Below are 25,452 nucleotides of genomic sequence, written 5' to 3'. Positions count from 1 at the left end.
CAAAAGTATACAAAATGACCGCAGCAAGGTGGTTTACTCTCTTGATTGATTAGTTACACTGTAATTAATACAGGAACAGGATCCTAGCAAAGTTATGATGACTCAGAAACTTACACTGCTAACACTTGCTTTGGCAAGTAGCATTACTAGCCTCAGTGCGCTTGCCCACACCGAACATGACAAAGCACGTTTTGTAGCCACCAACGGAATGGATAAAGGTGACTGCAACAACCCAGTCAGGCCATGTAAATCCATTGCCTATGCTGTATCGCAAGCCAGTAAAGGGGACAAAGTATTAGTCGCCAGTGGTCAATACGAATTAAAAAATGAGTCTGAACTTTTTTACTTACAAAGCGAATTAGTGCCCGTGTTAGGTGGTTTTAATCGCTTTGATCACTTTCAAGTACAGAACCCAAATAGCAATAAAACACAAATTGTCGGTGCGCCACTCGCCTTGCATGAAATGCTGCAAAAGGCTGGCTTTAATGTCATTGCAGACACTAAAAGCTTAACAATTTCAAAACAGTTAAAACAAAAACTAGCGCGTCACCAAGCGCTTTTTGAGCAGCAAAGTAGCACCGCATGTGAGAATGGCCGTGCCGGTTCGTATTCCTGTAACAACGTAGATTTAGTTGCTCATGTGCCATTGCCAGCAAACACCTCAGGCAATGATATTTGGGGACATGTTGATTTAAATAATGGCATTGAATACGCAATTATGGGGTTCTCTGATGGCATTCGCGTATACAGCTTAGCGGACCCAACAAACCCAACATTAGTTGGTCATGTTGCTGGCTCAAATACGACGTGGCGCGATATAAAAGTACTGCAATACTACGACGAGATATTAAACGCCTATCAAGCGTACGCCTATGTAACAGCTGAAGCAAACACTGGCGTGCAGATTATTAATCTAAATAATTTACCTACATCGGTATCGCTTGCAGGCACAAATTTCACGGTAAATAGCGCACATAACGTGTATATCAGTAATGTTGATTACAGTTTAAATCTGCCGCTCAACGGCCAATCTGCAAAAATGCAAATTGTTGGTTCAAACAAATATGGCGGCTCGTTTACTACCTATGATTTAACAACGCCCAACAATCCCAGCAAAAGCTTTGATATTGGCTCAACATCACGGGCTAACTACACACATGACGCCACCAGCATGTCAATAAACGACACCCGTGCTACGCGAGATTGCGTTAATGCCAGTAGCGGTGTATGCGATGTATTTATCGATTTTAACGAAAATGAAATTCGCATTTGGGATGCAACACAATCTGCTAATACCGAACGTTTAGGACAAGTAGGCTATGATGATGTCGATAGCAGCAGCCAGTATATTCACTCAGGTTGGTGGCACGAAAACAAACGCTACGTGTATGTGCATGATGAGTTTGATGAAAATAAAGGCGGTTTAAATACCACAGTTCGCATTCTTGATTTAGCAGATTTAACACAACCAACAATTGTTGGTAAATGGACCAGTAATAACCGCACCATAGACCACAACGGCTTTGTTAAAGGCAACCGTTATTACATGTCAAATTACGAGCGTGGTTTAACTATTTTAGATATAAGCGATCCAATCAACCCGCAAGAAGTCGGTTATTTCGATACTTTCCCAACCTCAAATAATGCTTCATTTAATGGTGCTTGGGGTACTTACCCTTACTTGCCTTCCGGTAATATTTTAATTAGTGATATCAATAGCGGCTTATACATTGTTAAAGATACCTCTCGCGATAACAGTGTTAACGTGGCGTTTGAAAGCACCGAATTAACAGCTGAGCGCGGTGATGAGCTGCGCCTTGTCGTCACTAAGCCATCCGCTGTTAACGATGAAGCCAGCGTTGAATTTGAAATCATCAATGGTAGTGCACAACTCAATAGAGATATGAGCCAACGTAACAGCACGCAAGTGTTAACCTGGGCAGCCAACGATACAACTCCTAAAGTAATCGGTTTGGCGCTTTTAGATAATGGTGAAACATCACTAAAAGACTTTTATATTCGCTTGCACAATGCATCGAGCAATCTTGAAATTGGCGACAATCGTATTATGAAAGTCACCATTAATGGCCTTGCCAGCCAAGGTAAAGTTGGTTTTGTTCAGTCAAGCCGCACCTTCTCTGAAAAAACAGGTGATGTAAATATTGAATTAAGCCGTATGGGTGGCAGCCGCGGCCAAATTACCTTTGACTACCAAGTTGAATACCTAACAGCGAGCAGTGAAGATATTTCTTTTGAAAATGGCACAGTAACTTGGGCTGAAGGCGACAAAGCCAATAAAACCATTTCATTTAGCATTACGGACGATCAAGAAATTGAAGATGCCGAACGCTTTATTATCAAACTTACTAATAATGATGACAGCTTGTTAAGCAATCAACAGGTTGAAATCACCATTTCAGATGATGACAGCAATAGCGCACCTGAGGTATACGCAGGTAACGATATTGAACTGGCAACAAATGCATCAACGGTTTTAAATGCAGCAACTGCCAGCGATGATCGCACTGAGCAACTGACTTATCAGTGGCAACGAGTATCTGGTGTTGCAATTAATATCACCAATGAAGACAGCTTAAAGCCTAGCGTTTCTGCCACAAGTGAAGCTGGAACTGCAGTCATTTCATTTACTGCTACCGATGAACATGGCGCGAGCAGCAGTGATGAATTAACCATTACCGTTGTTGCACCGATTGCTCCACCAGAGCCAGAAAAATCGAGTTCATCGAGCGGTAGTTTACCTATTTACTTATTACTTCTGATGTCGCTGTTAGCAATTCGTAGAAGGTAAAACTATTAGGTCTGTTGACTTAAATAAAGCGCCTAATGGCGCTTTATTGCTTTGTGTTAGGGGCTTATTTTTTATTGCGATACAACAGATAATAAGCACAAGGTAATACCAACATACTCACCAGTGGGCTTATCACCATACCGCCGAGCATTGGCGCTGCAATTTTTTGCATCACCTCACTGCCCGTGCCACCTCCTAACATAATCGGTGTTAAGCCAATCACGATGGTCAGTACCGTCATCGCTTTAGGGCGAACGCGCTGTACCGAACCCTGTTTAACCGCAGTTAAAATATCCTTATGTTGCTTTAACGCCTGATTGAGGTAAATCAGCATCACGACACCAAATTCAGCCGCAACCCCCGCAAGGGCAATCATACCTACCGCAACCGCAACGGATAACTGATAATCCAGCAAGTAAACAAACCACAATGAACCCGCCAGAGCCACCGGCAGTGTTAACATCACTAACGTTGCCTGCAGTGATGAATTGAATGCAAGGTAGAGAATGATAAAAATAATCGCCAAGGTAATTGGGATCAGCAATTCCAATTTACTGGTAACTCGTTCCATATACTCGTACTGGCCCGAAAAACGAATGCTGTGTTTAGCAGGCAGCACTAATTCATTATCCAGTGCTGCTTTTGCAGCCGCAATATAATCACCAATAACCGTATCTGGTGCTAAATCGACAAATGTCCACGCAATAAAACGACCGTTTTCGCTTTTAATCATCGCTGGGCCATCTTTAATTTCAATATCAGCAACCTGCTCTAGCGTGACCCATGCCCCCGTTGGTGATAAAAACGGTAATGTTTTTAGCTCTTCTATTTGGTCACGATAACGGCGTGGGTAGCGCAAGTTAATTGGAAAGCGCTCTTTGCCTTGCACCGACTGGCCAATATTAGCGCCACCTAACGCATGCTTAACTAAGTTTTGAATATCGGCAATATTCAAACCGTATTTGGCAGCGTCTTTACGTCTTGGTGAAATATCGATATAACGCCCTGACTGCGCCCGCTCAGCATAAGCCGATAAGGTACCCGGAACATCCGCTAAAATGCGCTCAACATCACGGCCTATTTGCTCAATTTGCGCTAAATCATCGCCCGAGATTTGAATGCCAACTGGAGTTTTAACACCTGTCGACAACATATCAATACGGGTTTTAATCGGTTGCACCCAGGCATTGGCAAGTCCCGGAAAATTCACACTCGCTTGCAACTCAGCAATAATGGTTTCAAGGGTGACTCCTTCGCGCCATTCACTCTTTGGTTTTAACTGAATGGTGGTTTCAAGCATGGTGAGCGGCGCAGGGTCTGTTGCGGTTTCTGCACGGCCTACTTTACCAAATACACTAAGTACCTCGGGCTGCGTTTTTATTAAGCGGTCAGTTTGTTGCAGTATTTCACCCGCTTCCGCGATGGAAACACCCGGCAGCGTCGTTGGCATGTAGAGTAAATCACCCTCTTCCAGCTCAGGCATAAACTCACTGCCTAATTTAGAAAGCGGGTAATAACTTGATGCTGCAATCACAATAGCAACCAACAGCGTAAATTTAGGTACTTTTAAGCACAGGTCTAGAATCGGGCGATAGATTGCTACTAACACGCGTGTTAGATAGTTATTTTGCTCATTTGGAATATTACCACGTACTAAATACCCCATTAATACAGGCACTAAGGTCACGCTTAACAGTGCCGCAGCCGCCATCACAAAGGTTTTGGTATAGGCAAGCGGGCTAAATAATTTCCCTTCTTGAGCTTCAAGGGCAAACACCGGCATAAAGCTCACCGTAATTAAAATTAGCGAGAAGAAAAGCGCTGGCCCTACTTCCACAGCGGCTTTACTTACTAATTGCCAATGCGCTTTTCCCTTAGCGTTTTCGCCCGTTTCAGCGCGATAATGCTCAAGGTGTTTGTGGCAGTTTTCCACCATAACAATGGCTGCATCAACTAACGCACCAATCGCAATCGCAATACCACCCAAGCTCATAATATTGGCATTAATGCCCATTAAGCGCATTAAAATAAAGCCCGCTAATACAGCTAACGGTAAACAAATCACAGCCACCAATGTTGAGCGTGCATGCATTAAAAATACTAAGCACACCAAGGCAACAACAATCATTTCTTCAATCAGCTTTGACTGCAAGTTTTCAACCGAACGTTCAATTAAGTTTGAGCGATCGTAAACCGTTACAATCTCAACCCCTTCAGGTAGGCTCGGTGTAATTTGCGCAATTTTAGCTTTCACATTGGCAATAGTTGTTAGTGCATTTTCGCCATCGCGCATCACCACGATGCCACCAACCACTTCACCTTCACCATTTAATTCGGCAATGCCTCGGCGCATTTGCGGACCCAAACGAATGGTCGCAACATGTTCTAGCAATAACGGGCTACCGTCGTCATTAATAATGCCTAAGGGAATGGCTTTAAACGCATCCAAGTCGGTTAAAAAGCCGCGACTGCGCACCATGTATTCGGCTTCGGCCATTTCAAGCACCGAACCGCCCACCTCACTATTGGCATTTTCGATTGCTGACTTTACTTGTGTGAGTGTTACGCCGTACTGCATTAACCTAAGCGGCTCCACAACCACCTGATAACTTTGCACCATGCCGCCAACGGTAGCAATTTCACTTACACCCGCCACTGACTGCAATTCGTACTTTAAAAACCAATCTTGCAAAGTACGTAGCTGGGCTAAGTTTTGTGTGCCGCTTTTATCTATTAAAGCGTATTGATAAACCCAACCAACCCCTGACGCATCGGGCCCTAAAGTTGGCTTAGCATCACTTGGTAAATTAGCGGTTACTTGGTTTAGGTATTCCAACACCCGTGAGCGTGCCCAATACAAGTCGGTATCGTCTTCAAAAATAATGTAAACGTAAGAGTCACCAAAAAAGCTAAAACCTCGCACCGTTTTTGCTTTTGGTACTGCCATTAAACTGGTTGATAACGGATATGTTACTTGTTCTTCAACTACTTCAGGTGCTTGCCCCGGAAAGCTGGTTTTAACTATAACCTGCACATCGGATAAATCAGGAATGGCATCAAGCGGTGTTTTCTTTACCGAATAAACGCCCAATATCGCTAGCATGGCAGCCAATAACAGCACCAATACTTTGTACTTTAAACTGGTTTGAATAATCCACTGCAACATAATCGCCTCCTAGTGTTGATGCGACTGCATTGCTTTGTCTGGTTTGCCATCTTGGCTCATTTTCAAAATAGCTGAGCGAATATTCGATTCGCTATCTATTAAGAATTGGCCAGAAGTTACCACTTGTTCACCTTGTGCTAGCCCTTGCATAATTTCAGCGCGGCCTTGGGTGATCATACCCACCATCACTTCGCGAGAGACAAAGGTGCCATCGTGTTGCTCTACCACTACACGATTTTGCTTGCCAGTTCGAATAAGCGCTTCAACAGGGATATTAAGTACATCTTCTTTCGGCCCACCATAAATACGTACATTCGCTAGCATATCTGGCTTAAATGAACCGTTTTCATTATTTAAAGACAACCTAACCTTTAATGTACGGGTTTTAGGATCAAGCGCTGGATAGATATATTCAATCTTACCTTCAATGGCATAAACACCAATCGCAGGTAGGTCAAACTCAACCCACTTACCATTCTCCACCCAATCAATTTGATGCTCAAACACATCGGCTAACACCCACACCTGTGAAAGATCCGCCAAGGTCATTAGCTTTACTACTGGCTGCACATACATACCTTCACGAATGCCCAACTCAGACACAATCGCATCATGAGGTGCATAGTAAGGCACGCGAAACAGTGACTCTTTAGTTTTCTCAATTTGGTCGATTAGTTTTTCAGACATACCTAATAAACGTAAACGTGTGCGGCCACGTTCTTTCAAGCCTTTATTCGTTGGATTTGTTTTAAGCAGGGATAAATAATCGTCTTGGGCAACAATTAATTCAGGCGCATAAATTTCATAAAGTAACTCACCTTTTTTTACGCGTGCGCCCAAAGTTTTAACTTGTAGGTTTTCAACCCAGCCCGTTGCTCTTGGGTGAATATGGGTTAGGCCATTTTCGTCATATTCAACCTTGCCAAAAGTTTCAATAAAACGCCACAACGTAGAGCGCTCAACCGGTGCTTTGGTTAACGCCATGCTCTGCTGAGTATGCCCTGACACTGAAATCGCCACTTCTTCACTACTTTCAGGTGCCGAAAGTTCCACTAAGTCCATACCACAAATTGGGCATTTTCCTGGGTGGTCTTTAACAATATGGCTGTGCATTGGACAGACAAACTTGGTGCTTTTAGCGGGTGATTGTGTCAATTCATTTACCAGATCAGGCGATGACACATTTGCAAAACTCAGGCTTGCAAAAAGCGCTAAGCAAATAATTAATAAATTTTTCATAGATTTAGTTCTCAATTCAAATAAATAAGGTGTATTTGACGTTGGCAAATACGACTTAAAATATTGAATTAAGCTATTGGCGGTATAATGCTAACTTGCAGTGGTGTTGGGTAGTTTGAAAGCCCAATGGTGAGATACGCGAGCTCTTTTGCTATTGGCTCAGAAAAGGCGAATGCCGAAAAGACACAGCATGAGGTATGGCATTTTGCGCTGCAATCATTACAGGTTTCACAATCATGCTTAGCCATTTCTTGCTGCATTTGACTGTCATCACAACAACTGTGATTTGAACTTTCCATGCTTTTTTCTACTTGATGCATTTCAGCGCACGACATTTCCTCCCCTTGCATACTATTTGCTGCAAGTGGATTTAGAAAAATACTGAATATAAGCATTAAATATAAAATTCGCATAACGTAAAAAGTATACGTGATTGTATAAAACTTAGCTAGACCTAAGCTTTGAGCATAAGGTTAGTTCTGGTTCGTAGATAAAAAAGCACTCTGTAAGCTCTTTATATTAATAAATTCATTTAAATACTAAAATGCTATTTTTTTACATATTGATAACCATATAGATCAGCATATTTAACCAACTTTGCATTCAACTTGTTATAAAATATACAGATAATATTTTCATCTTAATACCTAACTTACTACGCACATGGTAAAAAACCAAAAACACGCTATTTTCTATGCCTTATCGGCCGTCTTTTTATGGTCGACTGTTGCTACTGCATTTAAACTCGCATTAATGCAGCTTACACCTCTTCAGTTAGTGTTTTATGCCTCGGCATTTAGTTGGTTGTTTTTGGCTGTTTTTTTGCTTGTAAATGGTGATTATAAACATGTAAAAACAGCATTTTTGGGTAAACCATTGCTTTATTTAAAGCTTGGTGTGCTCAACCCTTTTTTGTATTACCTCATTTTATTTAAAGCGTATGACTTGCTTCCTGCACAACAAGCGCAAGCGCTTAATTACACTTGGGCAATTGCATTAAGCCTGCTAGCGGTACCTATGCTTGGGCAACGCCTTCGAAAAACCGATATTGCCGCATTACTTTTTGCCTATTTAGGTGTGCTGATTATTAGTACAAAAGGGCAATTTACTGAGCTAAGCTTTGAAAGCCCACTGGGTGTTGGACTTGCTTTATTATCAACACTGCTTTGGGCTCTGTATTGGATTTTTAGCACCAAGAATACTGATAAACCAGTAATTAGCTTATTTATCTGTTTCTCTATTGGCTTACCCTTTATTGCCTTTGTGTTGACTTGGCAAAATGCTTGGCAAATTCCTACTGGTAAAGCATGGCTCGCAGCGGCTTATGTTGGGTTATTCGAAATGGGGATTACATTTGTGCTGTGGTTAATGGCAATGAAAAAGGCTGAAAATACCGCAAGTGTTAGTAATTTAATCTTTATTTCGCCGTTTTTATCACTCATTTTTATCTATACTTTTTTAGGTGAAGCAATTCATCCTGCCACTGTTGTTGGTCTTGGCTTTATTATTTGTGGTTTAGCAATTCAAAAACTAATAAAAGCGAAAAATTAGTTGTGAAATTGATTGGTTTTAGCACCATTTACGGTTATCAGTTCTGATCTTTTGATTTGAAACAGAGTTTATAAGCCAGATATTGATAAACTACCCATCTTTAACTTATGCAACTTAGGAGTGAGGCAACGGAATGTTTTTAATAATTTATGTATGACTTGTCTGAAATAAAGCACTTTTACCGCTCTTTTCTCGGGCGTTTATTTATTATTATTGTTGCCCTCTTATTTGTGCTTGCTTCAACGCTAATTGCTATGCATTACCAAAATCATATGGCAAAAGTTGATGAAAAAATAAAAGCGCATTCCGAATTCATCATGTCCACTTCTGTTACCCAACTAGAACAGCATCTTGTTGTCTTTACTATGGCAGAGCGCTTACTTTCTGAAATACCTGAAAACATCACTGTTGAGCATGTAAAAAACGTTAACAAGGTTACTTTCAGCCACTTTCCATATTATCTAACTACACAATTTTTCTTGCTCGATGATAAACAACAGTTAACGCCTTTATTAAATAATCAAAAAGCTGTTGTAAAAACACCGAAAAACATTTCAGAGTTGGGATTAAAACAAACCCTAAGAACAAACCAGTTATTAATTAGCGTGCCTTATGCTGTTGCAGAAGATAATACGCTAAGGCTACCGATAAGTTACTTAACACAACTTAAAAACAGCCAACATCCTATTTTAATTTCCATTGAGGTTGATTTAAATTCGCAGCACAATCCATGGCGTTACGATATTTTAGATCGCGATATGGAAATACTTGTTACGCAAAAATCCGCGATGCCAAATCAATACTGGAGCTTATTCCATACATCACCGAAATCATTGCATGGCAATAAACCCCATCTTTATGGCCAACAAATGCCAGCTAAATTTGTCGATTATGTAAATCAAAGCGTAAAAAAGATTACTGGCCGAACTGTTGACCGCTATAAACAAAGCGATGGTATTTCAATTTATACAAACCGAACTTTAGGGATCCCCCACGTACGCGTTGGTATTTCTTACAACAATGCATTTAATACCTTTGTGGCGGTTAGGTTACCGCTTAAAGCAATTTACAGTGAAGTAAGTAATTTTGCGGCTTGGGTAAGTACTTTTTGCACGTTAGCGATTGCGATCAGTTTTTTCATCACCCGCCATTTATATCGCTTAGATAAGGTTTATAAAAATAAGCTGTATCAGCAAGCGAACTTCGATCAATTAACCAAACTAGCCAATCGTTATTTCTTTGATAACACTCTCGTTAATGACCAAGCCTTTAATCAAGGCAAATACACCTTAATGTGCGTTGATTTAGATAACTTTAAACATATTAATGATCGCTTTGGCCGCCATACTGGTGATAAAACGCTGCAATTGGTTGCAGATCGCATATCACACTGTTGTGGCTCAGATGCATTAGCTGTTCGTACTGGCGGTGACGAGTTTTTCATTATTTTACAATCAACAGATCGTACAAAAAGCGCCTCTCTCGCAAGCAATATTCTTTCAGCAATAAGTGTGACCATGATTCTCGATAACTTAAAGCTATCGATAAGTGCCAGTATTGGTATTTACCATGCTGACGAAATTATTGAACCACAGACAGCTGAAATTTATGCCGAAATTGCTATGTTCGAAGCAAAGAAATTGAAAAACCGTTACTGCTTTTTTGATAAAGGGCTGGCTGAACAGCTGCATTATCGTGTTGATATTGAAACCGAACTAAAAAGTGCAATTCAAAATAAAGAGCTCTATTTAACTTACCAACCGCAAATTTGCACCGAGCAAAGCGCCGTTAAAGGGTTAGAGGTGCTACTGCGTTGGCAAAATAAAAAGTTAGGGTTTGTGCCACCCGATAAATTTATTCCAATTGCAGAAGAAACTGGGCTGATTGCAGAAATTGGTGAGTTTGTTATTCAGCAGGCACTACATGATTATGCCAAGCACCTAAAATTCACTGAAATTAGCTTATCAATCAATGTTTCAGCTTATCAGTTAATGTATACGCCGTTGTTCGAAATACTAAAGCGCCATGTTGAGCATTATCAAATTTCACCTAAATGCATCATTTTAGAAGTAACAGAATCGATTTTTATTGAAGACAAAGCAGCTGTGCAAGGGTTATTCGATAAACTGATGGCATATGGTTTTCTAATTTCGCTCGATGACTTTGGTACAGGTTATTCATCGCTATCACAAATACGCGATTACCCGATCCATGAGCTGAAAATTGACCGTAGCTTTATTACTCATATCCATGAAAAAGATCAAGATGCAGCGCTACTTCACCAAATTGTATCTATTGCGAAATGCCACAACATTCTTACCGTGGCAGAAGGTGTAGAAATCGACGCTCAACACAACATAGTGCGAGCGCTCGGTATTGATATTGAACAAGGGTATCTGCATGCCAAACCAATGGAGATAAATGCGTTAAAAGCTTTTTTGGCAACTCAAGAAGTTACTCAAAAGGCTTGCTAATGGCGCTTTTTGGCAACCCAAGCCCAACGCATTTCACAGCTAATTGGGCTATCGCCACTTTCATCTGAGAGCGTAACAGGTACAACTAAATCGCCTTTTTCTTGACTAGTAATTAACGCAATGTCTTGTTCACTCAATGATGCAGTTGCAGTAATGTCACCTTGCATGCGCTTGTTGTACTCAAGTGTCATTGATTTAAGTAACGGTAAATGGCTATCAGGCACATTCATACCAAACACGATACCTGAGGCAGACTCTGCTGCTAACCCGGCACCAACAGCATGAATACCTCCGATATGATTTTGCACACGCTTTTTATTTGCGAGTGTTACAACCACTTGCTGGTTGCTAATCTTATTCACTTTTAACTTTGCAGTTGCAGCAAACTTTACCTGACTGGTAAATAGCTTTGTGAGTAAAAACTCATGGGTTGATTTTGGTAATTTATAAACTTTACTAACAAGTTTGCTTAATTTATTAGCCATTTCACTCTCCAATATGACTGGTTAGACCACCAAGGGTAACCTAAGCCAATAAAAACAGCAAAATATCAAATAGCTAAAAACTATTTCACCTAATTCACAATAAACTGCATAGTGATGTTTTTATTTTTTAAGTTAAGCATTATGACTTTAGAAACTTTACTTGAGCAATTAAACACATCACCTGAAAGCGTTACATTTCAACAAGTAATGGCAGTTATTGAAAGCCAATACAGCTATACGCCTCAAACATTTACTAATGGCGAGCTCACCAATAATGCGGGTGAAAATGCGGGTAGCTGCAAAATTTTCAGCTTTGCAAAGCTAAATAACCTAACTGAAGAGCAAACCCTTCACTGCTTCGGTGATTACTACCGAGTTGATGTGTTACAACACCCAAATGGTGACGATCACCAAAATATTCGCAACTTTATAAAAACAGGTTGGGCGGGTGTGAACTTCGCTAAAAATGCGCTTGAAGTAAAATAACCGCATAAAAAAACCAGCAAATGCTGGTTTTTTTATTAACTAATCTTAGTGATTAGAAAGGAATATCATCATCAAAATCAATTGGTGGTTCCATTGGGTTTGATGCGCCGCCTTGTGGTGCATTTTGCTTAGGTGCAAAGCCGCCTGATTGCTGCTGTGGCGCAAAACCACCAGATTGTTGACCACCTTGCTGTGGTGCAAAACCGCCAGACTGTTGTGCTGGCGCTGATTGCTGCTGTGCAGGTTGCTGGTTAAAGCCACCTTGTTGCTGTTGACCGCCTTGGTTAAAACCTTGTGATTGCTGAGGAGCAAAACCTGATTGCTGTTGATTCTGCGGTTGGAAACCACCACCAGCATTATTGCCAGCATTTTCACCACGACCACCAAGCATTTGCATTTGACCTGTAAAGCCATCCACAACAATTTCAGTTGTGTACTTATCTTGACCTTGCTGATCTTGCCACTTGCGCGTTTGCAGTTTACCTTCAACGTAAATTTGTGAGCCTTTACGACAATATTCACCCACTACTTCAGCTAACTTGCCAAAAAACACCACTCGGTGCCATTCGGTTTTATCGACTAACTGACCCGTGTTTTTATCTTTATAACTGTCAGACGTTGCAAGTGTGATATTTGCTACTGCGTTACCGTTTGGCATATATCTCACTTCTGGATCCTGGCCTAAATTACCAACTAGGATCACTTTGTTAATACCACGAGCCATGGTCTGTCTCCTTTAATTAAACTATTCCTGCAACAAGTTTTGCTTGCTGCAAATCGAATTCTGATTCTTTTACTTTTAAGTAAGTACGATTTTCTTCCAGTACTACTGTTGTCTCTAACACACCCGGTAAGTCAGCAAGCTCATTTGCTAGCTTTTCGGCTGCTTTTTCAGGGTCAAAATTATCTTTATCACCTTGTAATTCAGTGAGTAAGCTTATCAACTTACTTTTAGGTGGTACTTCCATTCCCCACGCTATAGCAAACCATATTACCCCAACCAAGGTTGCCGCGGCAAATACTGTCTGAGCATCGCTCACTTGTGCAAAATAACCACCGATTATTCCGCCTAAAAAGGCGCCTAGAAACTGCGTAGAACTAAACGCACCCATTGCTGACCCTTTCTGACCTGCAGGAGAAATGCGCGCAACCAACGCAGGCATTGTGGCTTCTAAAAAGTTGAATGCAATAAAATAGAGTAACATGCAAATACCAATTGTGACGGCACTTGAGCCAAACAAACTGAGGCTCATTAAGCTGGCAACAATTAGTGCAATTGACGCTAAAAAGGCCATTTTTTCTTTTTGCTTTTTAATGGCAATGATCATCATCGGCACCATAAATACAAATGCCAACAATAACACCGGTATGTAGAGCTTCCAGTGCATTTCTGCAGCTAAGCCATCTTTAATAAGTTCTGCAGGTAACGCCACAAATACCGCTGTGAGGGTTAAATGTAGCAGCATCACACCTATATTTAAACGCACTAATTGCGGGTGTTTCACTAGGTTTTTAATATCGTTTAAAGAGGCAGATGTATCACCTTTTGGCGCACGATTTACGGCTGTTGGCACTATGGTCAAAACAATAAAAATACCAATAACAGCAAGTATGGCAGTTAGCCAGAATATACCACTTACACCAAAAGAAGCGGCGATCATTGGGCCTAATAACATAGCTGCTGCAAAGCTTAAACCAATACACATACCTATTACAGCCATTACTTTAGGGCGTTGTTCATCACGGCTTAGATCCGCAGCAAGTGCCAGCACTGCAGCAGCAATTGCGCCCATACCCTGTAATGCACGGCCTAATGTTACGGTATAAATAGATTCAGCCATTGCGGCAATTACCGAGCCAATAGCAAACATAATAAGGCCAGCAACAATCACACGTTTGCGACCAAATTTATCAGATAACCATCCCATAGGGATTTGTAATAGTGCCTGCGTTAAGCCATAAGCACCAATTGCAATACCAATCCATAAAGGCGAAAAGCCTTCCAATTCAGTACCATAAATCGCCAAAACAGGCATAAGCATAAACAAGCCAAGCATGCGAAAAGCAAATACACTGGCAAGCGACACTGCGGTGCGTTTTTCGAGGGCATTTAAAGATGAAGCAGACATTAGCGGTTTAGCAAATAGTTATTTGAAAATTAAGGCGGCAAGTTTACCACAAACTAAGATGGTTATTCTAACCCGTATTTTGCTAAAATTTTACGCTGTTCGTTTTGGTATCTACTGCTTTTAAAAATGCTTTCAAATTGTTGAAATTGTGTTTCGCTAATTGAGCGTTTACTAAATGCATAAAACACATCGGTACTATTCACTACAAAGTCATCAATATAGATATGCGAAAAACTGGGGTTAACCTGTTTTTGATAAGCTAAATTTCCCTTTTCCTCTAAAAAACCGCTGATTTTTTTACGGGCTAATAAATCCAACTTGGTATTATTGTCTACTACCGTAATAAACCTTTCAGGGTATAGCGTTAAAATTTTCTCAAATTCATCACCATAAAAAGCACCGCGATGAACCGCTACAGGAGCAGGTAAATTGAGTAAATCTTCAAGTGAATTTATTGAATAAACATTACCTTGATTCATCGCCAAAACGATCGTTTCTTTTCTCTGCGGGCCTAAAAAATAATAGTATTTTTCGCGCTTGGTAGTTTTTGAAACACTTAACATCAAATCAATCAAACCCGCTTTTAAGCCCCCTAATGCCCTTGCCCAAGGGAGCTCTATAAAGCGGTAACTACAGTCAGTTTGGGCCAATAATGTTTTAGCAAAGTCGACATCAAGGCCATGTAAGTCAGCATGTTCAGCGTAGCTTTCAACCTCTCCAAAACGTTCATAGCGAATCGTTAATTCACAGCTAACCGTTGAAAAAGTTAAACAACCGAAAAAGATCAGAGCAATATTTCTAAACAACAAAGGTGATCCAAAGTAAGAACCTAAACTTAAATAAGTTTAGTAACTTCTCACTAGAAATACAGGCCACAAAAGGCTGTATATTTATACAATATAATGCAATACTAAGCGCTATATTGCTGCTCGCTATTACTATAGGATAACAATGGAACATATCGAGGTTCGCGGTGCCCGCACGCACAACTTAAAAAACATCAACTTAACTATTCCTCGCGATAAACTGATTGTAATCACAGGTTTATCTGGTTCAGGTAAATCATCTTTAGCATTTGATACTCTGTATGCTGAAGGCCAGCGACGTTATGTTGAGTCACTTTCTGCGTATGCTCGCCAATTTTTATCCTTAATGGAAAAGCCTGATGTTGACCATATTGAAGGTTTATCCCCTGCAATTTCAATTGAACAAAAATCAACCTCGCATAACCCGCGCTCTACCGTAGGTACCATTACTGAAATTTACGATTACTTAAGACTATTGTTTGCACGTGTTGGCGAGCCTCGTTGTCCTACCCACGACTTACCGCTTGCAGCTCAAACTATTAGCCAAATGGTTGACCAAGTTTTAGCGCTGCCTGAAGGCACTAAAGTAATGTTGCTAGCGCCGGTAGTAAAAGAGCGTAAAGGTGAGCATATCAAGCTGCTAGAAAGCCTTGCAGCACAAGGGTTTATTCGTGCACGTATTGACGGCGAAGTTTGTGACCTTTCTGATCCTCCTACACTAGAATTACATAAAAAGCATACTATTGAAGTAGTTGTTGATCGCATCAAAGTAAAAGATGGCTTGCAACTTCGTTTAGCCGAATCATTTGAGCAAGCGCTTGAACTATCCAACGGTGTTGCACAAATTGCCTACATGGATGAGCCAGAAAAAGACGAAATTGTTTTTTCTGCAAACTTTGCCTGTCCTAGCTGTGGTTATGCGATGACCGAGTTAGAGCCGCGTTTATTCTCATTTAACAACCCGGCAGGTGCCTGTCAAAGCTGTGATGGTTTAGGTATTCGACAGTATTTTGATCCAAATCGTGTAGTACAAAACCCCGAGCTTAGCCTTGCTGGCGGTGCAATTCGCGGCTGGGACAAGCGTAGTTTTTACTATTTCCAAATGTTGCAAGCAGTGGCAAATCATTATGGTTTTGACGTAGAAACCCCTTTTGAAAAATTGCCTGCTGATGCACAAAAAGTGGTATTGAATGGTTCTGGTCGAACTCAAATTGAATTCCAATACCGTAATGACCGCGGCGATGTTGTTGTACGCAATCATGTATTTGAAGGTGTGCTTAATAATATGGCGCGCCGTTACAAAGAAACCGAATCAAACTCAGTACGTGAAGAGCTAGCTAAATATCAAACCAATCAAGACTGCCCTAGCTGTAGTGGCTCACGCTTACGCGAAGAAGCACGGAATGTATTTGTTGGCACCACCAACCTACCGCAAGTTACAAAAATGAGCATTGGTGAAGCACAGCAATTCTTTAGTGAAATAAGTTTTAGCGGACAAAAAGCCAAAATCGCCGAAAAAATCTTAAAAGAAATCAGCGATCGTTTATCCTTCTTAGTGAATGTAGGGCTTAATTATTTATCTTTAGAGCGCAGTGCCGAAACCCTTTCAGGTGGTGAAGCCCAGCGTATTCGCTTAGCAAGCCAAATTGGTGCAGGCCTTGTTGGCGTGATGTATGTGTTAGATGAGCCTTCTATCGGTTTGCATCAGCGCGATAACGACAGATTACTCGCCACATTAACGCACTTACGTGATTTAGGTAACACCGTAATTGTGGTTGAGCATGACGAAGATGCCATTCGCGCCGCAGATCATATTATTGATATTGGCCCTGGTGCAGGCGTTCACGGTGGACAAGTTATTGCTGAAGGTACTCGTGACGATATCATTAACTGTGCAGAATCAGTGACTGGCCAATACCTTTCTGGCACAAAAGCAATTGAAGTACCCGCAGCGCGTCATCAGCCACAAGATAAATGGTTAGAACTGAAAGGCGCTACCGGTAATAACCTAAAAAGTGTCGACCTTTCAATTCCATTTGGCTTAATGACGTGTGTTACAGGTGTTTCAGGTTCAGGCAAATCAACCTTAATTAACGATACTCTGTTTAAGGTAGCGCACACAGAGCTTAATGGTGCAACGACTGCCGAAGCAGCGCCTTACAAATCAATCACTGGTATGGATTTGTTTGATAAAGTTATCGATATTGATCAAAGCCCTATTGGACGTACACCACGCTCAAACCCAGCTACTTACACAGGTATTTTTACTGCTATTCGTGAGCTGTTTTCAGGCACGCAAGAAGCGCGCTCTCGTGGTTATAAACCGGGGCGTTTCAGCTTTAATGTAAAAGGTGGGCGCTGCGAAGCGTGTCAGGGCGATGGTGTTATTAAAGTTGAAATGCACTTTTTACCCGATGTTTACGTGCCGTGTGATGTGTGTACTGGTAAACGCTATAACCGTGAAACATTGGAAGTCTTATACAAAGGCAAAAACATTCACCAAGTGCTTGATATGACGGTGGAAGATGCACGCGAATTTTTTGACAAAATTCCAGCCATTGCTCGCAAGTTACAAACACTGATGGATGTTGGTTTAAGTTATATTCGCTTAGGGCAATCAGCAACTACCTTGTCAGGTGGTGAAGCTCAGCGCGTTAAATTAGCCCGCGAACTATCAAAACGTGATACCGGTAAAACCTTATATATTCTCGATGAGCCAACCACAGGTTTGCACTTTGCCGATATACAACAACTGCTTGTGGTGTTGCATCGTCTGCGTGATCACGGAAATACCATTGTGGTGATTGAGCACAACCTTGATGTAATCAAAACTGCAGACTGGATTGTTGATTTAGGCCCTGAAGGTGGTTCTGGTGGTGGTGAAATATTGGTTGCAGGTACGCCTGAAGAAGTAGCTCAACATCCACAATCTCATACTGGTCGCTATTTAAAAGAAATGCTATAAGTATTTCAATTAATAATAAAAAGCACCTAAATGGAATTAATTAGTCAAAAGCTGCCAAAGTTAAAACTAGTCCAACTTAAGCTAGTAAACTTTTGGCAGTCTTTATCTCTACCAGAAAAACTCTATACCCTATCATTCGCCTTGCTGATTATTTTTCAAGGTGATTATGGTTTAGCAGCAATGCTTACTGTGATTGGTCTGCTGATGGAGTTTTGGCCTAAGTTTTCTAGGGCGTGGGATAGCCTTGCCGGAAAAGCTGTCATTCTACTTTTTTATGCCACCATTACTAACTTTGCGCTGGTATCAAGTGCGTCTATGGTGAATGAAGTAACAGGCGTACCTGCAGCACACTTTAACTACACACATAACTTTGCCATTTTACTGGTGTTACCTAGCTGGATTTTAGGCATTAGCGTTGTAGCATTAATGATTTACCAGCTATTTGTACCGTTTTATCTTTTCGCAATTTTGTTGGCAAAGCCATTCGGTATCAAAATGGTGCGTTTCTTTTCTAAAAGTAATCATCCGTTTTTCTCAAACTCCATGCGTTTTATGGTGTGTTTTACTGTAGTCTTCCAGTTACTGTCGCTTTGGCAAGGAGAGCAAAAGAGCATCGAAGAAATACTCAATGGAATTGACCCCAATGTCACAGAATCAGAACAAATACAAGCTGATTTAGAGAAGCAACAAGCCCTTGATGCTGCTGTTGTTGAAACACAAGAGCCAAAACCACCGGAAACATTTAACATTAAATTTAATAACGCCGCGGGTGAGTCAGACGAACTATTAATTCCAATTGATAGAGGGTACGAATCGGTAATGCGTTATTTAATTGCAATGTTCGCTTATCGACTAGAAGCTGATAGCTATTCTCGTTGTGCTAAATCCGCAAGTACAAAAGTAGTAGAGTTAAACGACTACGAAGTGCTGTTGATTAGCGAAAATAAAAACACCCAGTATGGTTATGACTTTGTGGTAGCTGTTTGTGACTCTCCCAGCAATGAGCTTTTCAAAAACAGGTAACTAAGACTTCTTATCCACCTAAAAGCAGCTTACTCTGCTTTTAGGTGAGCAGTTAATGACGCTCTTTCTTGCTCACTTAACGGTGTAGATGCTTTATTTGCAAAGTCGTATCGCACCATAGTGGCATTTCCAACCGCGCACAACTCATTATGTTGATACACTTCTTGGCAAATCACAAACGAAGAGGAGCCAATGCGGCTTATACTCGAGTTTATAGTGATTTCTTGGCCATAAAATAGCTCACCTTTAAATTCCACCTCAATTTTTGCGACGATAAGCTTCCAGTTGTTGCAATCTAAGTCAGGAGTAAAAAAACGGAAAAAAGGGGTACGAGCGGCTTCAAACCAAACCGGTAGCGCAGTATTATTAATGTGTCCTAACGCATCTGTTTCGCTAAAACGCGGCATAAGTGTTTCACTAAACATATCAATTGAGCTTTATATACTAATTATGTGCTCACTATAGTTATGTTTAATCATAATTAAAATAATAAGGTCAATAATGCAGGATTTTATTCGGGTTTATGACAACGTATTAAGCAAAGAGTTTTGTGATAGTTTTATCACTAAATTTGATAACAGCCCATTTTTAGCACAGGGTAAAACCAGTGGTGGGGTCGATCTTAGTAAGAAAAACAGTCAAGATTTATACCTCAACCAACATATTGAATATCAAAAAGAACTTCAGCATATTCTGCAACATACTACTGAAAAAATATTTGAATACTTTGAAGAACATTTCTTTGCACTGATTGGCGCATTTGGTTTAAAGGTGTATCACCCAACAACAAAACAACCTGTTGATCTAACTGTTGAAAATTTTGAAGAAGTTGGCAAACCTCAATTGCCAGTTTTAGTTCAGCAAATCTTTCGCTTAGGCCAAATTCAAGCGCAAAAATATACTGCTGGAGAAGGTGGTTACCCGTACTGGCATAGTGAGGTTTACCCACAAAAAGGGCATAACGATAGCTTGCACCGTATTTTGTTGTTTATGTTTTACTTAAATGATGTGGAAGAAGGCGGCGAAACAGAGTTTTATTATCAGAATAAAAAGATAAAACCAAAGCAAGGCTCTATGGTTATAGCACCGGCTTATTTCACGCACACCCACAGGGGTTGTATTCCGGTGTCTAATGACAAGTACATTGTCACATCCTGGGTGCTGTTTAATACAGCAGAACAAATTTATGGCGCCTAAATAGGCACCATAATATTAATTGCTTAGATGAATTCGCAAGCTAACCTTTGCTTCTAAGCCACCTTCAGAGCGATTACGCAGTGTTACTTTGCCTTGGTGCATATCAACAATACGCTTGATAATAGCAAGGCCTAAGCCACTTCCTTCACTTCCTCGTGCCTGATCGCCCTGAGTAAACGGCTGAAACACTCGTTCTAGCTCGTGTTCAGGAATGCCTGGGCCTTTGTCTTGCACCAAAATTTCAACATATTCTTTATTAGTTGAAAACTGGGTTATAACCGTGACATCTTCTTCACTGTAGCGCAGTGCATTTTCAATCATATTGGTGATTACACGCTTCATCGCTACATGACTAATCGGAATATTCGGCAGTGCTTCGTTAGCGCTGAAACTAATTTCTCGACCTTGTTTCTGCTCTGAAGCAACCACCTCAGATACCAATGCGTTGATATCATCGGGCGCTAAATCGCTTAACTTGTGATTACGAAGGTACTCAATAAACTGGTCAATAATTGCATTCATATCCTCAATATCGGTGATGATACCTTCACGCAAATAATCTTCATGTTCTGACATCATTTCGGTGGCAAGGCGAATGCGTGTTAGCGGCGTGCGTAAATCATGGGAAACACCCGCCATTAACAAACGACGATCTTCTTCTACCGCAGCCAGACCTCGCGACATTTGATTAAATGCGCGTGTTACTTCAATCATTTCAATCGAGCCTTGCTCAGGAAGTTGGCTTGAATAATCACCTACTTCAACTTTGCTTGCCGCTTTTTGCATTGCTTTTAATGGGCGGTTTAGGTGACTTGCAAATAACCAACCACCAAGCACACTTAATACACCAATAAAGGCTAAATAAAATGTCAGCACTTTAACATTTGCTTCTTGATAGCCAACAAGTGGTACTTTCACCCAATAGCCAGGTGCTTGCGGTGGCTCAATCCAATAAACAAGTATATCCGATTGGCTGATGCGTACCCGCGCTTCACCTTGTAAGTATTCTGACATCACACGTGATAAATAAGGGTATTCGCTGGCTTGTTCTAAACCATTTCGCAAAGCTTCACGTTCACTCATCACCTCAACGCCAGTTGCTAAATAAAATTTTTCAGCAACATCATTTGGCATCTCCACACCATCATTATGACCAATAAAGACAGTGCGCACCTGCTTAGCTAACATTAAGTTAACTTGTTCGATGGAAGGTTTTACTACGTAAAGAGTAACCGAGATATAAGAAACGATTTGATTTATTAACAGCAGTGCACCTACCAAAAAGACGGTCTGGCCAAATGCACTGCGAGGAAAAATACGCATAATTTAGGCTTTATATACCCTATTCTTTGCCATCTGGCACAAATACATAACCTAAGCCCCACACTGTTTGAATATAGCGAGGGTTTGCAGCATCTTCTTCAATCATGCGACGTAAGCGAGAAACTTGTACATCAATACTGCGCTCTAGTGCACTGTAGTCACGTCCACGTGCTAAATTCATTAATTTATCACGGCTAAGTGGTTCACGCGGGTGCGATACTAAAGCCTTTAATACGGCAAATTCACCACTTGTTAGCGAGATAGTTTCATCACCTTTGCTCATTTCACGCGTTGCCAAGTTAAGCGAAAACTGGCCAAAACGAATTTCATTTTCTTCAGCAGAAGGCGCACCAGGTACATCACTTGCTCTGCGGCGAAGAATCGCTTTAATACGCGCAAGTAGCTCGCGTGGGTTAAACGGTTTAGGAATATAGTCATCCGCACCAAGCTCTAAACCGATAATACGGTCAACTTCATCACCTTTTGCCGTTAACATGACGATTGGAATGTCATTTTCTTTTTGACGTAGACGGCGACAAATTGAAAGACCATCTTCACCAGGCAACATTAAGTCTAATACCATTAAATGAAAGTTTTCTCGTTCTAATAAGCGGTCCATTTGCTCCGAGTTTGCTGCAGAGCGAACAATAAAGCCCTGCTCAACTAAGTAGCGCTCTAGCAGGCTGCGTAAACGCATATCATCATCGACTACCAGTATTTTTGTTGTTTCTTGTCCCATGATTTCATTCTTCTGTTATTTTTCTTTGGCAATATGCCTACTATAAATAATTTTTGTCAAATTAGGCAAAAGAAGAGTGTTACTAGGTATTACAAACTCTTGCTAAGCAACATCGTAGCGAATTGCATTAATAAAGAAGAGCGTTACACCTTCTGCATTTTTAAACTCAAACTCATCATCTAGCTGTTTACCTAGCATGGCACGGGCAAATGGCGAGTCAATGCTAATTTTGCCCTGTCTAACATCAAATTCATCTGGGCCGACAATTTGATAGTTAAACACCTCACCTTCTTCATTTTCCACCTCTACATGCGCGCCAAAAAAGACTTTGCCAGCTTGCTCGGGTTTAGGATAAACAATATTTAATTGCTCTAAACGCTTTGTTAAAAAACGCACACGGCGGTCAATCTCTCGCAAACGCTTTTTACCATAAATATATTCCGCATTTTCTGAGCGATCACCTAGCGCTGCCGCTTCAGATACTGCCTGCGTCACTCTAGGGCGTTCTTCTTTCCACAAATAACGCAACTCTCTTTCTAGTTCATCATAACCGCTGCGTGTAATATAATTAGCTTTTCTCATAGTTAAGTAACTAAGTATCGTAATTTATTTATCGCTTATGATTGAAAAATTTATGTTTAGATACAAGATCTATAGGCATTATATTTAAAACAATTTTTCTGGTGTGGTCTCTCAACACAAAAACCACCCATACTTACCGATTTAAAGGTTTTTAATGAACGCTATTGCTAATCAATTAGCTCATGAGCTAAATGCTTCAGTGCAGCAAGTGACTGCTGCAACACAATTACTCGATGATGGTGCAACTGTGCCATTTATTGCACGCTACAGAAAAGAAGTAACCGGTGGCTTAGATGATGGCCAATTGCGTTTGTTAGAGCAGCGTTTAGGTTATTTACGAGAGCTTGAAGAACGTCGTTCATTTATTCTTAAAACGATTGAAGAACAAGACAAACTGACTGCTGAGCTAAAAGCCGATATTAACAGCGCGACCAGCAAAACAGAGTTAGAAGATTTATACCTGCCATATAAACCAAAGCGTCGCACGAAAGGTCAAATTGCAATAGAAGCTGGTTTAGCACCACTGGCGGATCAATTACTAGATAATCCAACACTTGACCCTGAAATAACTGCAAGTGACTTTATTAACCCTGAAAAAGGCATTGAAGACAGCAAAGCAGCGCTTGATGGCGCTAAATTTATCCTAATGGAACGCTTTGCCGAAGATGCAAAACTGCTAGCTAAACTCAGAGGCATGCTGCAAAGAAACGGGCATATTGAAAGCAAAGTAATTGCTGGCAAAGAAAAAGATGGTGCCAAGTACCAAGACTACTTCGAACATAGCGAAGCTCTTAGCCGTATTCCATCTCACCGTGCACTTGCCATGTTGCGAGCACGAAATGAAGGCGTTATCAGCTTAACGATTAACCCAGATCCTAGCTTAGAAGATGGCAATGCTGAATGCGCTCGCATCATTGCTGATCACTACAAGCTAGACGTTTTAGCAAGCCCTTGGCTTAAACAAGTAGCGCAATGGACTTGGAAGATTAAACTAGCACTGCACTTAGAAAATGAATTTTTGGGCAAAATCAGAGAAGTTGCAGAACAAGGCGCCAGTTTTTGCTAAGAATCTTAATGACTTATTAATGGCTGCACCAGCGGGCGCAAAAACCACATTAGGTCTCGATCCTGGTCTTCGTACCGGTTGTAAAATCGCAGTTGTTGATAAAACAGGTAAACTACTCGATAACGTGACGATTTACCCTCATGCACCACAAAACCATTGGGATAAATCATTACGCACCTTAAGCCAGCTATGCCGCCAACATAAAGTTGAACTTATTGCGATCGGTAATGGCACCGCATCACGTGAAAGCGATAAGCTTGTTGCTGAACTTATCAAGCAAGAATCAGATCTTAAGATCAGCAAAATTATGGTTAGTGAAGCAGGTGCATCTGTTTACTCTGCATCTGAAGTAGCTGCTGAAGAATTCCCAAATCTTGATGTATCAATTCGTGGTGCAGTATCAATTGCACGCCGATTACAAGATCCTCTTGCTGAGTTAGTAAAAATTGAACCAAAAGCCATTGGTGTTGGCCAATACCAACACGATGTGTCACAGAGCCAATTAGGCCAAAGCCTAACCGCAGTTGTTGAAGATTGTGTAAACGCAGTAGGTGTAGACGTAAACATGGCATCGCCACAGTTACTTACCCGAGTTGCAGGCTTAAATAAAACGTTAGCGCAGAATATTGTGGCTTATCGTGACGAGAATGGTCGCTTTAGCTCTCGTAAAGAACTGAAAAAAGTTGAGCGTTTAGGACCGAAAGCATTTGAACAGTCAGCGGGTTTTTTACGCATTAATGAAGGTAAAGATCCACTTGATGGTTCTGCAGTTCACCCTGAAGCCTACGAAATCGTTAAAAGTATTGCAGATAAGACAGACGTGCCTGTCGCTGAGCTAATTGGTAACTCGACACTACTAAAGTCACTAAATCCAAATGACTTTGTAACAGAAAAATTCGGTTTACCAACCATCACAGATATTATTGCTGAACTTGATAAGCCAGGACGTGACCCTCGCCCTGAATTTAAAACAGCAAGTTTTAAAGAAGGCGTTGAAACAATTGCAGACCTAAAACCAGGCATGATTTTAGAGGGCGTTGTTTCAAATGTTGCTAACTTTGGTGCATTTGTTGATGTAGGTGTGCATCAAGATGGTTTAGTACACATTTCTTCACTAACAAATAAGTTTGTCTCAGATCCACGAGAAGTAGTAAAAGCAGGCGATATTGTTAAAGTAAAAGTTTTGGAAGTTGATGTTGAGCGTAAACGTATCAGTTTCACAATGCGATTAGATGAAGAAGTACGCGAAAAAGCACCAGCAAAAGCTAAGCCAAGCAAACCAACTCAGGCAGCAGCAAAGAAAGCGAAACCTCAGCAAAATAATAATGCTGCAATGGGTAATGCATTTGCAGAAGCCTTTGCCAAACTTAAAAAGTAGCTTTAACGGATTAATCAAATTCAGATTAATTAAA

At 40.9% G+C, this 25,452-nt stretch carries 18 protein-coding genes and 1 pseudogene; 8 read left to right on the top strand and 11 right to left on the bottom strand.

Annotated features, from left to right (window positions below):
- Positions 1-94 precede the first annotated feature (94 nt).
- Positions 95-2,809: a choice-of-anchor B family protein gene (locus ON073_RS05860; protein WP_274760936.1), complete on the top strand. Its 2,715-nt coding sequence runs from the start codon at positions 95-97 to the stop codon at positions 2,807-2,809.
- Positions 2,810-2,873: 64 nt separating this feature from the next.
- Here the strand turns inward: ON073_RS05860 and ON073_RS05855 are convergent, their stop codons facing one another.
- From ON073_RS05855 to ON073_RS05845, 3 genes are all read right to left on the bottom strand, one after another.
- Positions 2,874-5,975: an efflux RND transporter permease subunit gene (locus ON073_RS05855; RefSeq protein ID WP_274760935.1), complete on the bottom strand. Its 3,102-nt coding sequence runs from the start codon at positions 5,973-5,975 to the stop codon at positions 2,874-2,876.
- 9 nt (positions 5,976-5,984) lie between these two features.
- Positions 5,985-7,214 carry an efflux RND transporter periplasmic adaptor subunit gene (locus tag ON073_RS05850; RefSeq protein ID WP_274760934.1) on the bottom strand — a complete coding sequence of 410 codons (1,230 nt, stop codon included), beginning with the start codon at positions 7,212-7,214 and terminating at the stop codon, positions 5,985-5,987.
- Positions 7,215-7,282: 68 nt separating this feature from the next.
- Entirely contained in the window at positions 7,283-7,549 is a 267-nt protein-coding gene (locus ON073_RS05845) for a hypothetical protein (protein ID WP_138629564.1), read from the bottom strand.
- A 328-nt stretch (positions 7,550-7,877) separates the two neighbouring features.
- Between ON073_RS05845 and ON073_RS05840 the strand changes: the two genes are divergently transcribed.
- Positions 7,878-8,765 carry a DMT family transporter gene (locus ON073_RS05840; RefSeq protein ID WP_274760933.1) on the top strand — a complete coding sequence of 296 codons (888 nt, stop codon included), beginning with the start codon at positions 7,878-7,880 and terminating at the stop codon, positions 8,763-8,765.
- 149 nt (positions 8,766-8,914) lie between these two features.
- Positions 8,915-11,239, top strand: a complete 2,325-nt coding sequence (locus ON073_RS05835) for a putative bifunctional diguanylate cyclase/phosphodiesterase (RefSeq protein WP_274760932.1) — start codon at positions 8,915-8,917, stop codon at positions 11,237-11,239.
- Here ON073_RS05835 and ON073_RS05830 read toward each other — a convergent pair.
- Positions 11,236-11,724, bottom strand: a complete 489-nt coding sequence (locus tag ON073_RS05830) for a DUF4442 domain-containing protein (RefSeq protein WP_274760931.1) — start codon at positions 11,722-11,724, stop codon at positions 11,236-11,238. The genes ON073_RS05835 and ON073_RS05830 overlap by 4 nt on opposite strands.
- A 141-nt stretch (positions 11,725-11,865) precedes the next feature.
- Here ON073_RS05830 and ON073_RS05825 point away from each other — a divergent pair, with 141 nt between their 5' ends.
- Positions 11,866-12,210 carry a HopJ type III effector protein gene (locus ON073_RS05825; protein WP_274760930.1) on the top strand — a complete coding sequence of 115 codons (345 nt, stop codon included), beginning with the start codon at positions 11,866-11,868 and terminating at the stop codon, positions 12,208-12,210.
- A gap of 52 nt (positions 12,211-12,262) precedes the next feature.
- Here the strand turns inward: ON073_RS05825 and ssb are convergent, their stop codons facing one another.
- From ssb to ON073_RS05810, 3 genes are all read right to left on the bottom strand, one after another.
- Positions 12,263-12,934 (bottom strand): single-stranded DNA-binding protein, encoded by a 672-nt coding sequence (gene ssb / locus ON073_RS05820; protein ID WP_274760929.1) that lies wholly within the window; start codon positions 12,932-12,934, stop codon positions 12,263-12,265.
- Between the two features lie 16 nt (positions 12,935-12,950).
- Positions 12,951-14,339, bottom strand: coding sequence for an MFS transporter (locus tag ON073_RS05815; RefSeq protein ID WP_274760928.1), 1,389 nt, complete (start codon positions 14,337-14,339; stop codon positions 12,951-12,953).
- A 62-nt stretch (positions 14,340-14,401) separates the two neighbouring features.
- On the bottom strand, positions 14,402-15,148 hold the full coding sequence (locus ON073_RS05810) for a substrate-binding periplasmic protein (protein ID WP_274760927.1): 747 nt from the start codon (positions 15,146-15,148) through the stop codon (positions 14,402-14,404).
- 142 nt (positions 15,149-15,290) lie between these two features.
- On the opposite strand from ON073_RS05810, the gene uvrA reads away from it, so the two are divergent.
- Complete coding sequence (gene uvrA / locus ON073_RS05805; protein ID WP_274760926.1) at positions 15,291-18,110, top strand: excinuclease ABC subunit UvrA; 2,820 nt, start codon at positions 15,291-15,293, stop codon at positions 18,108-18,110.
- Between the two features lie 30 nt (positions 18,111-18,140).
- Entirely contained in the window at positions 18,141-19,133 is a 993-nt protein-coding gene (locus ON073_RS05800) for a hypothetical protein (protein WP_274760925.1), read from the top strand.
- Between the two features lie 29 nt (positions 19,134-19,162).
- On the opposite strand, the gene ON073_RS05795 is transcribed toward ON073_RS05800, so the two are convergent.
- Positions 19,163-19,558, bottom strand: coding sequence for an acyl-CoA thioesterase (locus ON073_RS05795; RefSeq protein WP_274760924.1), 396 nt, complete (start codon positions 19,556-19,558; stop codon positions 19,163-19,165).
- Between the two features lie 76 nt (positions 19,559-19,634).
- Between ON073_RS05795 and ON073_RS05790 the strand changes: the two genes are divergently transcribed.
- Positions 19,635-20,330 (top strand): 2OG-Fe(II) oxygenase, encoded by a 696-nt coding sequence (locus ON073_RS05790; protein WP_274760923.1) that lies wholly within the window; start codon positions 19,635-19,637, stop codon positions 20,328-20,330.
- 15 nt (positions 20,331-20,345) lie between these two features.
- On the opposite strand, the gene envZ is transcribed toward ON073_RS05790, so the two are convergent.
- The 3 genes from envZ to greB form a co-directional block, all read right to left on the bottom strand.
- Positions 20,346-21,653, bottom strand: a complete 1,308-nt coding sequence (envZ, locus tag ON073_RS05785) for a two-component system sensor histidine kinase EnvZ (protein ID WP_274760922.1) — start codon at positions 21,651-21,653, stop codon at positions 20,346-20,348.
- Between the two features lie 19 nt (positions 21,654-21,672).
- Positions 21,673-22,392, bottom strand: a complete 720-nt coding sequence (gene ompR, locus ON073_RS05780; protein ID WP_274760921.1) for an osmolarity response regulator transcription factor OmpR — start codon at positions 22,390-22,392, stop codon at positions 21,673-21,675.
- Between the two features lie 102 nt (positions 22,393-22,494).
- Positions 22,495-22,974 carry a transcription elongation factor GreB gene (greB, locus tag ON073_RS05775; protein WP_274760920.1) on the bottom strand — a complete coding sequence of 160 codons (480 nt, stop codon included), beginning with the start codon at positions 22,972-22,974 and terminating at the stop codon, positions 22,495-22,497.
- 154 nt (positions 22,975-23,128) lie between these two features.
- Here greB and ON073_RS05770 point away from each other — a divergent pair.
- A pseudogene (locus tag ON073_RS05770) lies at positions 23,129-25,418 on the top strand (Tex family protein).
- Positions 25,419-25,452: the final 34 nt, after the last annotated feature.

Origin of the sequence: Pseudoalteromonas sp. G4, assembly GCF_028875915.1 — a bacterium.
Lineage (GTDB): Bacteria > Pseudomonadota > Gammaproteobacteria > Enterobacterales > Alteromonadaceae > Pseudoalteromonas.
The sequence above is the reverse complement of the archived record's forward strand: the minus strand, read 5'-3'. Positions and strand labels throughout refer to the sequence as shown.